Raw genomic sequence first — 14794 nt, 5'->3', positions numbered from 1 at the left:
CCATTGTATTCATCTATCCAAACAGATAGATTAAATTCAATAAGTTACAAAGGTGAAACTAAGGAAAGAATTCATGGCTAATTACGGATGTCAGTTGATGGCAGAACCGATGACGCGCGTTTTAATGCGTCGTCCAGGAAAAAGTTTACTGCAAGCAGATAAAGCAACTTGGCACTATAATGATCTGTTTGATGCTGAAAAGGCCATAGCCCAATACGATCAATTTGCACAACTGATTCAAGCCACTGGTTGTGACATTGTGTGGTTAGAGGATAATAACGATGGATTAGCTGATGCAATGTTCACCCGCGACTCTTCGATCATCACCAAAGCCGGTGTCATTCCGTTGAAAATGGGCAAAAAACTGCGAGCACCAGAACCACAGTTACACAAAGCCGCATTCGAAAAACTGGGCATTCCCATCTTAGGAGAACTCACTGGAGATGCTTGTATCGAAGGCGGTGACACTATTTGGTTAAATGAAACCACGCTGCTTGTTGGTATGGGATTTCGATCTAACGAAGAAGGTGTAGTGCAGCTTAATCAACTGTTAAATCCGCACGGTATCAAGGCGCTGGGATTTGACATGCCTTACTGGACAGGCGAAGACGCTTGTTTACATTTAATGTCAGTGATCTCCCCACTAACGGAAACCAAATATTTGGTTCACCCCCCACTAATTCCTGCGCGCCTATGGCGCATGTTGAAAGACCTTGATATTGAATTTGTTATTGCTCCCGAAGATGAATTCACCGCTTCATTCGGGCTAAATCTGAATGTACTTCCAACGTCACCAGACAACTGCATTATGATTGACGGTTTTCCAAAAACCAAAGCCGTCATGGAAGCCCACGGTGTTAAGGTAACAACCTTTGCTGGAGATGCCTTATGCATGGCATGTGAAGGTGGCCCAACTTGCCTGACCAACCCGATTGTGCGCGGTTAAATCTCAAATAAAAAGGGAGCGATTCACATCACTCCCTGTTAACGACTAATTAAACGCTAATTAGGTTGCGTTTGATAGTAATTTTCACGAAATGCCAAACTACCCCACATGGCATTAGCATGTGCGCGTAACGTCACCGCATCATCAACGGGCGCTGCAACCATCTTATCTGTCGTCGGGTTATAGCGATAAGTTGAGATCCCTTGTCCGGGTTGTAACACCACCAATTGGTTGTCAGCGGTTAACCAACCAAAGTTTTTATCCCTTTGCATCATGGCGCGTTGCTCATTTTCTGGCAATGGCTTCGTCAAATCATACCCAATCATTGGATTCACACTGCTGATACCAGCCAATGAGAGTAAAGTTGGTGCAATATCTATTTGGCTAACCAAACGATTATCCAATTTAGGCGCAATGCCTCCGCCGAAAATCACCGCCGGAATATGGAAGTGACCAACTGGAATAGGTTGATCACCAAAGGTCCTCGCGTCATGGTCAGCCACTGCAACAAATACCGTATTGTTCCAGTAAGGCGACGCTTTAGCTTGGCGAATAAACTCACCTAACGCGTAATCCGAATACTTAACCGCATTCTCACGAGTCGCTCGCGGTTCATTCACGTGTTTAATACGCCCTTCTGGAAATTCAAAAGGTGAATGGTTGGAAGAACTAAACACCAATGAGAAAAATGGCTTACCTTGCTGATTGAGCTGGGTAAACTGCTGATTCGCTTTATTATACAAATCTTCGTCAGATGTTCCCCATGAACCAACAAAGACAGGGTTTGAGAACGTTGGTTGATCTTGCATATCAACAAAACCGTTACCAAGGAAGAAAGATTTCATATTATCGAAGTGGCTCTCACCACCATAGATAAATTGAGTATGGTACCCACGACCTTTCAGCAAATCGGCAATAGTGAAAAAGTTCGTTTGGCTTTTTCCTAACTTAACCACAGAGCGAGCAGGTGTGGGTGAAAAACCGGTTGTAACAGCTTCAATACCGCGCACCGAGCGAGTCCCGGAGGCATACATGCGAGTAAATGCCCAACCCTCATGGATCAATTTATCCATATTTGGTGATAAATCTTCACCACCAAGGGATTTTACAAACTGAGCACCGTGACTTTCGAGCAGTAAAATCACAATGTTTTTCGGTTTACCTTGGTAACTTGCTACGTGTTTAGCCAAAGATGGTTGCTTATCAGAAACAAAATCACTATTCGCCACATTCATATTGGAACGAACTTCATCAATGATTGCTTGTTTTGGCATCGATGGATAGTAATCAAACGCACTCGCCTCTGACTCCATCTGTTTTGCCGCAAACAACACAGAGTAAGAAGAGTTAAGCACCAAGTCGTTCACCAAAGGGTCAGCAGCAAAAGAGACCATCGCAGGGTTTAGTGGGCGGTGTTCAAATGAAGAACGAGCGCCCATTACGCCCAAAGCTACGGCGACCACAGCCACTACAGGGCGAACATACCATTTAGGATAGACAAGATTGCGCGTTAAATATCCACTGAACTTCCAACCACCCCAGACCACGGCAATCGTCACAACAGTGCCGATGAAGAGTTCTACCTTATACCCCACCCAAAGCATGCTAAACACTTCTTTTGGATAGATAAGGTATTCAATAAACAATCGGTTAGGTCGTAAGTCATATTCTGTAATAAATGCAGGTGTTGCCACTTCCATATAAACGGCGAGCCACAGCCCTGCGGTAATCCAGATTCTCAACAGGCACTTAACCACAAAGCCGAGACCTCGGTCTCTTAACAGTAGTGCACTCACCAAGGCTGGCACGATAAGCAAATAACAAACCGACGCGATATCAACACGAAAACCACTGATCAGTAACCTCAACCAGCCATCAGCTTGTGAAACACGTTCAAACTGCCATAAACCTAAAGCAACTCTGGAAATGGAGAAGATACATAACAATACAACAGCCGTTCCCACTACAGGGAACAATGGGCCAAATAAAGAGCGTAATCGTTTCAAAGTCAATTCTCTGTATAACAATGAGTCAAGCGAAGTGATATAGGAGAGCCATCAACTCCCCCCTCTATTAAACGCTTAAAATTATAGGAGAGTTTTTATGAGTAAAAATAATTAAATCAATGAAATATTGCCTATATTGCAACGATATATATGAAACTGAGCTTCGTCGCACAATCGAACGATGTAAATCATGCACGGCCTGTTGCACTATGATTTTAGCAAAGGTTTTGTAATGCCTTAGTCGCAACGACAGGCAAACGCGCTAAGTCTGCATTATCTCGAATCGCAAGATACTCGCACCCTTTGAATGTGAGATGTAGATATTCAGCTGTCAATTGAAAAGGTTCAATAAAACAACTCGGTACTTCCTGATTATACCCTGTACTTAATACCGACATGGATTTCCCTTTTAGTTCTCTCCCTAACGCCTTCTCAATCGTGAGAAGATCTGAAAGTCGGTCAAAAAACACTTTGAGCTGAGCAGACATCGAATACCAATAAACCGGAGAAGCAAACACAATGTGTTCATAATCCGTTAGAGTTTTAATCAGAGGAATAAAATGATCATCGCGATTTTCATGTAAATAGTCATAAAAACTGATATCAAAATCGGTGAGATCCAATAATGTAGCACCAGACAGCTGCACAAACTCATCGACCAATTTTCGCGTATTACCATCCTGCTTAGACGTACCTAATACTACGGCAACCTTCATAGTCATCCCCTGATAATTTGATTTTATTTAGCACTAATATTCCCTGTAAATGTATCTATATCATGTTCGTAGAACAAAAACACGTGACTTAGATAACCGTGTGTTCTTGTTATTTGCCAATTTTATTAGCAATTAAACTTAGTGATTAATTCAAATATCAACTCGTTCAGTTCGGTTTAAATGTTGCCAAAATTTTGAATGTTTAAATCGCTGCTCCATACCGTAAAATAATCCCCGATGTTTAAGGTAGTGGTCCCAGATAGTATCGATTTGATGTTGATACTCCATTCCAATCTTACTTTGTGTAATCTCTGAGTTTAAGTCACTCCCAATGAGAAGATCACTAAGCTGCATTGCTGTCGCCATACCATTAAACATCCCCTGAGAAGAAAGAGGATCCAGACTAAAAGCAGCATCACCGATTGCAGCCCAAAAACGACCTGACGCCTTTTGTAAGCGAGCACTATTCGCTGACACCATGCCTTGTAACTGTAATATTTTCATGTCAGGAAGCAGTGTTCGCATTGCAGGTTGTTCTGCTGCCAATTGGTAATACTCTGCTTTGTTATTTTGTAGACCTTTCGACACTAATTGAGGCTCAGTCTGCAAGGAAAATACCCGTTTATTATTTGGCAATTTTGCACTGTACCACCAGCCATAATCACAACTTGCAATGGTGGCCAATTGTTGAGGGTGATGACACTCTGCCGTCGCCCAATAACTCACATGTTTATCAAGCGCTTGACGCTTTATACCCAGCATGGCTGCAAATTTGGATTGGCGACCACTGGCATCAATAACAAAATGGCTCGGAAGGTATTGAATAGATTCATGGTCGATTGAAAGCAACCAACCGTCATGTCCTTGCTGAACATCTAATATGGTTGCAGGCCAAAGGCAGGTTACACCAGACATTGTGGTTTGTTTACGTAACCAGTGTTCAAAGCCCGCCCGATTAAGCTGCCACCCTAATCCATCTGGGTTACGCAAATTATCATTATGCACAGGGATATGACTTCCCCAATAGGAACGTACCCCATGAAAAGATAATAACAGTTCATTGTTTTCATTATCTTGTAACAATGATTCGAGCAAATTCAGCTTGTGTAAAATTCGGCTCGCAGCAGGGGCTAAACACTCTCCTACTTTTTCACCGCACTGTTCTTTTTTATCGATCAATACCACATTAAAATGCTTCGATAACGCGAGTGCAGCAATACAACCCGCGATTCCAGCACCAATAATGGTAATGTCAGCTTCTTTAATACGATTCACACTCGTTCCCCAAAGAGGTGCGCAACCAGCCTCAGCGACTGCACACCTCTGACTTATTATTTAAGCTTTGGTAGGCCTTTATTGAATCGAGTGACCTTGTCGACCACACCTAAATCAAAGCGTGACCGCTTTTGTGGCCGTTTTGGAAGGGCTTTATCTCCTCCCTGACCACCTGATATTAGTTTCTTCGCGAGTTCAGCAACTAATAAGAGCTCATCATCTTTGTCCGTTTTAACATCAGGCGTGACAGCAACCTGCATCTGGTTTGGAAAGTTCGGATCGTTATCCACTCCAGGTTTCCCCTGTACCACAGCCAATTTATTAAAGTTGTATATCATGCTATTAATCTGGGCTGTATAGGTGACCTCTTGTCCATACAAAGGCAAGTCATCAAGCCAATCAGTTCTAAAATGAAACGCTTCAAGTCTGGTTTGAGGGTCCAATTCAGGATTGATTGACTCTGCATAACGCTGTTCATTAAGAATGGTATTCGGCACTCTTGCTGGCCAAAACGTCGGTAAATAAGGATCATAATCTGAGGTATAGCCATCGCGACAACTTGCTGTATCGGTTTGCCAAGGAATCGCCATCCACCGAGTAATCCCTCCTGGAACCTGCCCTCCTAGTAGAGGACCTTGAGCAAGTGTCAGCGTGTCCACGTTCATTTGAGCACCGTAATACGTAGTATCAACCTGTATTCCCCGCGGAGAATGTTTCAACCTAAATGGTTTCATATACATATCAGCAGTGCGCATTGGCCACGTCATTTCGCATCCCGGATGGAACGCATCCGCCAAACAAAACTCCATTGCTGCACGTGTTAAGGTGTCAGGTTGTTTGGCCACAGGAACGTTATCGATATCAGTCGGTTCAGCAGCATGTGGACACACTTCTGGATCGACATAATCTGCAATAAAATCACCTTTTACCCATTGTTCTAGAAATGATAATTGCAGCTCAGATAGTGTCGCGTGTTGACGCTCAGAGCCTGTCGTAGGAATACTGATCGCATCACCATAGAGCCACGGCCAGAGTTGTGGAGCATCCGCACCCGGCTCGCCAAAGCGCCTAAAGTTATTGGAAATGGTACGACGCATTTCTGTATAGGCTAGCGATGGGTTACCTAAACGAGCTATCCACTCAGGTGTCGTATAGTTAAATGCTCCATTATGACCAAACGCAGCAGCAAAACCGGCATTAACCCACTGTAAATTCGTCATTCGTTCAAAAATAGGTAGGATATCCTTTTTAAACGATGGTCTTTCAGGACGAGTAAGCATGCCAGCGTTTACTGCAACAGAACGCATTAAGTCCCACATTGTGCGGACAGATTTTTGCATTGGTGCATAATCCGGTGGCGCACAGATCACCCAAGCAGGATCGACTTGTAACTGAACACCTTGGTACTCAACTTCTGCCGTCACTGGGCCATCAGAAATATCATCATGCCAACCAGAGTTATTGGCAAACGTAATGGCAATATCACCATTCACATTACGCGAGACACCATGTCCACCTAACATTAATAAGCGACCTTGCGCATCCGTGTGCATTTCTCCTAAATAGACCTTTTGATCCATAAAATAGCCAACAAATTCATGCCCTTTTTTGGCATTGCGCGCATTAACTGACTGTTTACCACCATCGATCAACAATTTGCTTCGGTCTGCAACATCATTATTGCGGAGCAAAGACGGGGCTGCGTTTTTTGCCTCAGGAATATCTAGTGCAATTTGGAATTCGTACCAAGATGATTTTTGATTGGCTAAATGTGAATGCCAGACGATTTTAGCATTATCCATCGTCAATTCTTTCACCGCTTTGCCTGCTGCATTAAACCCATAAATTCTAAATTTAGCAGCTTGACGCTTTAGCAAGCCCTGCTCGTCTCGATACGCATGATCTTCGGTTCGTGGTAATGGATTGGGAACTTCTGGACCAATAAAATAGTCTTTACTGCCACCAACACGCATGACACCAATGGGAGGATAGATACCCGCCGTAACGATACAATCATCCTCTTCATCTGTGTTACCTTCAAAGGATAAATTAACCTGATTAGGTTCTTGAATAGGTAACCCGTTGGCTTGAAATCGCGTTTTAGCACTCGCTTCATAAACCGCTTTGCGCACGTGTGCAATACTGCCCAGGGGCTCATGTGCCGCAGTGGTTCGCCAAATATTAAATGCTAAATTAGAACCATATTCAGCTTGACCGATAGCAGTAATATCTTGTTTAGGTAATGTTAGAGTTGCTATTGGAATATATGGGCTCTCTTTGGTTGACCATACGACTTGGGCATCATCCAATGGCATCTTTTCTGGATTCGTTCTGAACTGAATTTCAAATTGAAAGGTCGCACTACCTTGTTGCAAACGTGCTACCAAATCTTCTTTAAGGTAGTCATTGGATTGCGTTGGTGCACCACGATACGTATCAACAGGCCTTAATCGATACTTTACCACCTTTTCATGGCCAAATTTAAACGGCAGAATTGCCCAATATTCGGCACTTAAAGTACTTCCTTCTTCCTTCGTCATTTCTGTAAGCACTTGTTGCACGTCAGCATGTTTTGCCAAGTAGGCTGGGTAATCATGATCCACCACTCCAGCAGTAGTAAAAGCACACATTTGCGACGCATCTTTTGCAAAGAAGCGATCGATATTCTGCATGATAAAGTCTGCTGTATTCCCCTCTCCAATCAGCTTTTGCCCCTTAACACCGAACAATTTAATACCGACACCTAATGTTGATTTCAAATCCGGATCTGATGTGGCAACATCACTGGAAAAACGAACGATACATTCGTAGTGATTTTTTTGCCCAAAGATGCCCACTTTTAACTCATCGTCAATACCATCTAATACATCAAAATGTCCATAAACAATGCCATGCTGCTTACGAAAAGCGCCACGCTGCGCTGGCATTTGACCTCGTTCAATACGAGTTTTTTGCCCCATCTCGACGAACATTTCCTTCAAACGTTTAGTTGCTAACTCAACGTCTTGATAGTCACTTCCTCCAGTCCAACAAGAAATCTCATTGGCACTGTGGTGAACATCAATATTTTCCTGCAAGTATTGAGGATCTACCAATCCCGGTTGGTTTTTCAGGTCATTTTTCTTCGTCATATTATAATTTCCATATACATATGTAAGTGCCGATTGAAACTAATCCACGGTTTCAATGGGTGTTAGATCGTGAGATTATTATTGTGAAACGTGTATGCTGATTTAGCGGCTTATAAACAATAGAACAATTACCCCGTGAAATTAAAAGCAAATCACAGTTACATATGAAAGAAACAGTAAGCCATAAGATTGTTTCAGCTTCATATGTTGCCATCGATATCAACACCAATTAATAACAACAGACACACAAATAAACAACAAGTAGCGTTAAGTGTTATTATTTAATACTTAATGGACGTAAAACGTCCCAAGGTGAGACATAAACTAACAAACAACATTCCCCCTTAAACGACAATCAGAACCACCAGAATCGGCTCTACGAACTCGGATACATAATTTTCTCTTGGAATCCAACCTTACAACGTCCTTCCACCAATCAACTGTTTATTTCTTGTTAAAAAAGGTTTATAGATTAAGCATATACCCTATTTAACTCTACAAATTCGATTATGCCTTTAGATTATTCAGCTTTAGTTTGGATTGCCCTCGCCTTAGCGATCGTTTTCGTTTTTATTCGCAAAAATATTGCCGCATTTATTTCTCTCGGGATTACGTTGATTTTAGCCATACTCTTTTCGCGCCTTACACTCCCCACCGGATTGGTCGTAGGGGTCGTACTTGTCGGTACTTGGAAGCTTAGCCGCATCGCGCCGCGTTATGCACTGCCCAGTGCTTTGGTAGTTATTGCCTGCTGCTTAGCGTTATTTATCCATAAGGTCCCGGGATTTGATAACTTACTGGTGCTTAATCAGGTAATAACAGGACCACAAAGCCAGCCGTTTACGATGTATTTAAACCTCGATAAACCGTTGGCATTGTTTATATTGTTGCTGGCTTATCCCAAGCTACTTGGTAATGGAGGAACACCGAACCATAAAGCCATCGCTTTGACCGCCATTGCTTTATTTTGCTTACTCCCGATTGCCGTGTTGATAGGAGCACTTAAATTTGAATGGTCACTACCTGCATGGTGGTGGCTCTTTGCATTTAATAACCTGCTATTTACCTGTGTGGCTGAAGAAGCATTGTTTCGCGGCTACCTACAACAAAAGCTCGCCAATAAATTGGGGGTAGTCGCAGGCATTGGTATCGCAAGCATTCTGTTTGGGTTGGCACACTTTGCCGGAGGCCCACTATTGGTGATCTTTGCTGCGTTAACAGGTCTCGGATATGGATTGATTTTCTATTGGTCACAGCGTTTATGGGTCGCAGTGTTGGCACATTTTGCGTTTAACTGTATCCACTTATTGTGTTTTACCTACCCGATAGCTCTTCATTAATACACGAGTTTGAATAAGTAAATAGAACACACTTTAGCTATGCCTTATTTATCTATGTCTTAAACAATATTGATGGTAGAACAATACTTGCGTGCTATAAGTTCCATCTCATGGTAAAGGAAGTTGTACATTTTCGGTTCAACCAGTAGACTGCGCCACCAAAAAGCCTGATTTTAAAAGTGCACTGAATATCTTCTTTGCGCGACACGGCCGCGAAATAGTGAGTGAATTTGATGGAGATAGATGATGGACGGCAGTTGGTCTAATTTTTTCCCGTACTTTGCTGGAGCGTTTAAGCTTATTGTCTTAGGCATCGGTGGCTACTTCGCCATTAAATGGCATTTTGACGAAGACCGTAGAGTCAGGGAAGCCAAAGGTGAGGTATTTGATAAAACAAGCTTTAAGAAACATTTAGCCAAGGTGACCATGATTGTCATCCTCGTTATTGTTGCCATCGTTGCTGTCATTTATGCGACAGACTGGTTTCTCAACTCGATTAGTGCATTTTAATCGTCAATTCAAACTGTAAAACAAGGTAGTACTGATGAACCTACCATGGATTAAAGACCGAATCGCATTAGTTTTAGTCTCGTTTGTTGCTGCATCTGTTGCCTATGGGACCATAGTTCTATTGGGTCAATACTATTTTCTGATATTTGATATCGCAGTAGGGTGTGTTATCGCCGAACGAGTTTATCGCTACTTTCGGCGTAAACATGCCAAAGATTCAGCGTAAATACAGTAAAGGTGAAAGTAAATTTCACCTTTGTAAATGCTCATAAAATACTATTAAAAATCAAAATCTTAAGTACTAAACCGCTAATTCAGCAAAACGTTCATACCCAAGATCACTAATATCGATCGACGGCGTTTCATCGTTGGCGAGCTCAGCTAATACTGTGCCAACAGCAGGCGAAATTCCAAAACCGTGACCAGAGAATCCACAACCAAGAATCAAGCCCGGTAAATCATTCACTTTACTGATAACAGGCACTTTGTCTTTAGACCAATCAATAATCCCTACCCAACTGCGCACCACTTTGGCGTGCTTTAAGGCAGGAAGGTAGCCGATGATGCCGCGACACGTCGCAGCAGTCGCTTCAATCGGTGTGTGATCAGAAGTGCTGCTCACTAAACTAGAATCCAGTGGTGAGCCACCACCAAAGATAAACGAACCGTGCGTGGTTTGGTGGCCGTAAAAATCGGCCATTGCTGTACCGAGCATTTGGTAGAACATTGGAGGTTGTGCATCTGTAATTAATGTGTCGAGTGCTATAGCAGAAATAGGCACATCAATTCCCACACTCTGAATAATTGGCCGGCTTGCTAAGCCTGCTGCCACGACAATATTGTCCGCTTCAAATACTCCATTTTGAGTCACGACTTTACGCACCTTACCACCCACCATACCCAGTTTTAATACCCGTTGTTCAGTCACAAACTGTACGCCACGTTGACGAGCGGCATTATGAAAAGCAAGCGTAGTTTTAAGTGGGTTTGCATGCCCATCTGATGGACACCAACTGGCGCCAATCACTTCATCAGAAAGGTGTGGACAAATCTCGCGAACGTCAGCGCCACTGATCATGTTCACATCCAATCCTTGCCCTACCGCTGTTGCAGTCAAGCCTTTTAAGATATCGATATGATCATCCGTTTTGCCTAATCTCAGGTTTCCTTGCTGATAGTATTCCACATTGGTACCAAGCTCATCAGAAAGCGACGGCCACAGATGTTTTACGCCGTACATAGCCAGTGGCAATTCTCGTTTATCGCGCCCCGACTGACGAACGCCGCCGCCATTACGGCCCGAGCCACCATAACCAATGACTTTACCCTGCTCTAATACAATGACCGACCGACCTTTTTTCGCTAAATAATAAGCCGTCGCACACCCTATGATACCTGCACCAATAATGATGACATCTGCGTTCTTTTTCATTGTCTATCTCTTCTGCAATGCGTCGGGAGCAATACACCGTTCCCGTCACTTCCTAATGCAATTTCGTCCTTGATTATTTCGTATAATCAACGCCTAAAGCCAATCAACTTTTTTCGCTGAATGTCATCGTCGCGTATTGTTCGATACTTAAAGGTTTGATTGGCGTGCGAACGTGCAATGTTCCCACTTCTTTGATATCGATATTACAATTTGCCGCAATCATCTCAGTAAGTGTGGCAGAGCACATCCGCCCCTGACACGGGCCCATACCAGAACGAGTTTTGCCCTTGATTTGAGCCGGATGACGCGCACCTTGCGCAATCGCTTCACGAATTTGTCCGGCGGTAATTTCTTCACAACGGCAGACTAAGACGTCATCATCCTCTGGATTCAGGGTTTGGCGATTCGGAGGAAAAACATGATCGAGAAAAGGACGAATAGAGCGATCCCGTTTAAGCTGTTTACGATGCTCCGAGGCTAAGCTGTCTCGTTCTTGGTCTGTAATTTTGCCAAGTTTATAAGCGGTATCAATGGCTGCGAGATGACCCGTTGATGCTGCAATAGGTCCGCCACCAATACCCGACGCATCACCAGCAATCGATACGCCGTCGACACTGGTTTGTCCCCACTCATCGAGCTTAGGTTTCCAGTAACGCTGAGGTTCATACCATTCATGCTCGCAATTAAGGGCTTGGCTCAAGCGCAAATTAGGGACAACACCTTCATGAAGAAGTACCGATTGTGCTGCGATCTCCTTGGTTTTGCCGCGGTAACTGAAGCGAAATCCTTCCGCTCGCTCCTCACCTAGCACCTCAAGTTCACGGCAGCCAATATAAAGAGGAACGTCAGCTCGTTTGAGTTTAAGTCGCATCTGCAGCCCTTTAAGCAGGTAATTTGCCCGCGGCCATGCTTGAGGAAGAAAAGGCGCCGCCTTGAGGTAGTCTTTAAAACTTGCGGTTTCAACCATGGCAGCAATGTGCACGCCGTTATCAACCAAATGACAAGCAGCAAGAAGCAGCAGCGGACCGCTTCCTGCTATTACAACCGGACCATCGGGAACCATGTCCGCCGATTTAAATAAAATATCGGCAGCCGCCGCGCCCATCACGCCGGGCAAGGTCCAGTTTTTCATTGGCACAGGGCGTTCAGCAGCCCCAATGCTCACGATCATTCTTTTTCCACGCACTCGATAGGTGACGCCCTTACAAAGCACATCAAGCTCAAATTGGTTGGCAATATTAAGCACGGTCGTACTTGGCATATAAGTGACCGTCGATGCCCGAAACATCTCCACCAGCGGTTTTCCAGCAAAGTAGTCTTTACCTAATGTATCGATATTTTCTGGACGGCTGCGCTCCATAGAACGATAGATTTGCCCACCCGGCTCTGGCTGTTCATCGATGACTAATGTATCGAGACCTAAGTTAGAAGCGGTCACTGCGGCGGCAAGGCCACTAGGGCCAGCACCAATCACAATGAGATCATAGATTTTATCCATTAGATGCCACCTTTTTCCCAATCTGGCGATTCACCACCATACCTTCGTGAACAATGGTGTTACATGCTTGCTGATTGGGAATGCCATTAATCTCCATCAGGCATTCAAAGCAAACACCCATTTGGCAGTAACCTGCGCGATGAGCGCCACTGATTGGAGACGTTCGGTTATACCCCATTCCAGCAGCCATGACCGAGGCCAAAACGGTTTCACCCGCAGGAACTTGCACAGCCTCGCCTTCAAAGGTAATGGTGACGAATTCTGTCCCAGGGCGTTTTTCATGAATTCTTTTCAGCATACTCAACTCCTAATCACTACAGAAGATTGCTCGCTTCTTTACGATTTACTCGCTACACACTTCGCAGCCAAGCATCGCTTCAAGCTCTATTTCAACTAGCTGTGTCGGACGATTGAGTTTTGGAGTTTCCACCATAGTAAACAGAGGGCGAACATCTTTGAAAACAGCACTGTAGGCTTCAGCAACCTCTTTACCGAAAGCCATATCAGTAATGTAAGCTTTTATTTTGTAGACATCTTTCGCTTCAGCTTCTGCTCGTGCCAATAGCCCGATGAACTTTTCGAAGATAAATTGCGCTTGTTCAAATGCACTAGAACCTGCCACGGTTCCGTCAGGCAAAACAGCGGTCGTACCGCCAATGTGAATTTGATTCCCCACTTTCACCATACGAGAATAACCGGCAATTTCTTCTAACGGCGCACCGGATGAATAGTTAATACGTTGCATCATATCTTTCCTTATCTGTGTACAGCTCATCCATGAGAGTCGTTCAACACGCAAAGCATCAGCGCACTCATGTCAAACACGCAATTGTTTAAATCGATACTAGGTGGGAGATACTGCCCTGTATTGTATTTTTGCGACATAGAAGCTCATCACAGAGCATCTTACCCATGCGTTAAGATATGTTTGAGAACATTACTGCGCGAGAAGTGTTTAACGGAAAGGACGACAAAAGTGTAACGAACACAATGCTGATTTAGCTTGAAAAAATACCAAGCAAGCAATGAGGCCATATGTCATAGTATATGACGTGTGGCCATCATTGCTGCGACTCACTACGTTAACTAGATAACACCAAGTTTGGTGATGCCCATAAATTCGCGCATTCGAATGAGTGAATGCGATGGGCTGCGGGCAGTGCGAATTGAAGATGGCGGTAAATCAACTTGGACCACACCATTTTCCATCATCACCACCCGATCAGAAACCGAAAGTGCAAAATCCATTTCATGGGTCACTATAATGAGCGTCATACCTTCTTTAGCTAAATCTTGGATGACTTTTAACACCTCGCCGACCATTTCAGGATCCAGCGCTGATGTGGGCTCATCAAACAAAATAATATCGGGAGAAAGCGCTAACGTGCGAGCAATCGCCACCCTCTGCTGTTGGCCTCCTGATAGTTGATGTGGATATTTATAAGCGTGGGCAAGTAATCCCACTCGATCTAATAAATACACCGCGCGGCTGACATTTAAATTCTCATCACTCTCGTTGTGGTATTTAGGCGCCAGCATTATATTTTCCAAAATCGTTTTATGCGGAAAGAGATTAAAGCTTTGAAATACCATGCCTATGCGCTTAATTTTCTGCTGAGCATCTTTTTTAGAACGTTTTTCCTGCCCTTCGATAAACCCCTCGCCGAATAAGATAACTTCACCTTTATCTAAAGATTCCAGTGTATTTAACGTTCTGATTAAAGTGGTTTTACCCGAACCAGATGGGCCAATAATGCTAACCACCTCACCTGCTGCAATATTTAAACTAATATCTTTAAGCACTTCATGATTGCCATACGCTTTTTGCAAACATTTAAGCTGCAACGCTGGCGGTCGCCCAAAACCTTGAAGTTCTGGTTTATCCGTAATGGGCATGACCGCTTTTTCCCTAAGCTCTGCACATAGTTGATCGTCAAGTG

The 14794-nt window shown here is 43.8% G+C and carries 13 protein-coding genes; 4 read left to right on the top strand and 9 right to left on the bottom strand.

Features of this window, described 5'->3' with window-relative positions; genetic code table 11:
* Positions 1 to 73: 73 nt before the first annotated feature.
* Entirely contained in the window at positions 74 to 946 is an 873-nt protein-coding gene (locus I1A42_RS07210; RefSeq protein ID WP_196123056.1) for a dimethylarginine dimethylaminohydrolase family protein, read from the top strand.
* Positions 947 to 1002: 56 nt separating this feature from the next.
* On the opposite strand, the gene I1A42_RS07205 is transcribed toward I1A42_RS07210, so the two are convergent.
* The 4 genes from I1A42_RS07205 to I1A42_RS07190 all read right to left on the bottom strand — a co-directional run bounded on the left by I1A42_RS07205 (position 1003) and on the right by I1A42_RS07190 (position 8074).
* Positions 1003 to 2952, bottom strand: coding sequence for an LTA synthase family protein (locus I1A42_RS07205; protein WP_196123055.1), 1950 nt, complete (start codon positions 2950 to 2952; stop codon positions 1003 to 1005).
* Between the two features lie 215 nt (positions 2953 to 3167).
* A complete protein-coding gene (locus I1A42_RS07200) occupies positions 3168 to 3668 on the bottom strand; it encodes a flavodoxin family protein (RefSeq protein WP_196123054.1) in 501 nt (166 codons plus the stop codon).
* A 150-nt stretch (positions 3669 to 3818) separates the two neighbouring features.
* A complete protein-coding gene (locus I1A42_RS07195; protein WP_196123053.1) occupies positions 3819 to 4943 on the bottom strand; it encodes an NAD(P)/FAD-dependent oxidoreductase in 1125 nt (374 codons plus the stop codon).
* A 56-nt stretch (positions 4944 to 4999) separates the two neighbouring features.
* Positions 5000 to 8074, bottom strand: a complete 3075-nt coding sequence (locus I1A42_RS07190) for a LodA/GoxA family CTQ-dependent oxidase (protein ID WP_196123052.1) — start codon at positions 8072 to 8074, stop codon at positions 5000 to 5002.
* 509 nt (positions 8075 to 8583) lie between these two features.
* Here I1A42_RS07190 and I1A42_RS07185 point away from each other — a divergent pair.
* The 3 genes from I1A42_RS07185 to I1A42_RS07175 all read left to right on the top strand — a co-directional run bounded on the left by I1A42_RS07185 (position 8584) and on the right by I1A42_RS07175 (position 10150).
* Positions 8584 to 9414 carry a CPBP family intramembrane glutamic endopeptidase gene (locus tag I1A42_RS07185; protein WP_196123051.1) on the top strand — a complete coding sequence of 277 codons (831 nt, stop codon included), beginning with the start codon at positions 8584 to 8586 and terminating at the stop codon, positions 9412 to 9414.
* 246 nt (positions 9415 to 9660) lie between these two features.
* Positions 9661 to 9924, top strand: coding sequence for a hypothetical protein (locus I1A42_RS07180; protein ID WP_161158490.1), 264 nt, complete (start codon positions 9661 to 9663; stop codon positions 9922 to 9924).
* 34 nt (positions 9925 to 9958) lie between these two features.
* On the top strand, positions 9959 to 10150 hold the full coding sequence (locus tag I1A42_RS07175; RefSeq protein WP_196123050.1) for a hypothetical protein: 192 nt from the start codon (positions 9959 to 9961) through the stop codon (positions 10148 to 10150).
* A 75-nt stretch (positions 10151 to 10225) separates the two neighbouring features.
* On the opposite strand, the gene I1A42_RS07170 is transcribed toward I1A42_RS07175, so the two are convergent.
* The 5 genes from I1A42_RS07170 to I1A42_RS25430 form a co-directional block, all read right to left on the bottom strand.
* Positions 10226 to 11356, bottom strand: coding sequence for an NAD(P)/FAD-dependent oxidoreductase (locus I1A42_RS07170; protein WP_196123049.1), 1131 nt, complete (start codon positions 11354 to 11356; stop codon positions 10226 to 10228).
* 103 nt (positions 11357 to 11459) lie between these two features.
* A complete protein-coding gene (locus I1A42_RS07165; protein WP_196123048.1) occupies positions 11460 to 12854 on the bottom strand; it encodes an FAD-dependent oxidoreductase in 1395 nt (464 codons plus the stop codon).
* On the bottom strand, positions 12847 to 13152 hold the full coding sequence (locus I1A42_RS07160; protein WP_196123047.1) for a (2Fe-2S)-binding protein: 306 nt from the start codon (positions 13150 to 13152) through the stop codon (positions 12847 to 12849). Before I1A42_RS07160 ends, I1A42_RS07165 begins: the two co-directional genes overlap by 8 nt.
* 45 nt (positions 13153 to 13197) lie before the next feature.
* On the bottom strand, positions 13198 to 13602 hold the full coding sequence (locus tag I1A42_RS07155) for a Rid family hydrolase (protein ID WP_202436565.1): 405 nt from the start codon (positions 13600 to 13602) through the stop codon (positions 13198 to 13200).
* 338 nt (positions 13603 to 13940) lie between these two features.
* Positions 13941 to 14750 (bottom strand): amino acid ABC transporter ATP-binding protein, encoded by an 810-nt coding sequence (locus I1A42_RS25430; RefSeq protein WP_456243422.1) that lies wholly within the window; start codon positions 14748 to 14750, stop codon positions 13941 to 13943.
* Between the last annotated feature and the right edge of the window lie 44 nt (positions 14751 to 14794).

It is taken from the genome of Vibrio nitrifigilis (assembly GCF_015686695.1).
Lineage (GTDB): Bacteria > Pseudomonadota > Gammaproteobacteria > Enterobacterales > Vibrionaceae > Vibrio > Vibrio nitrifigilis.
This window is presented reverse-complemented; position numbering and strand designations above follow the sequence as displayed.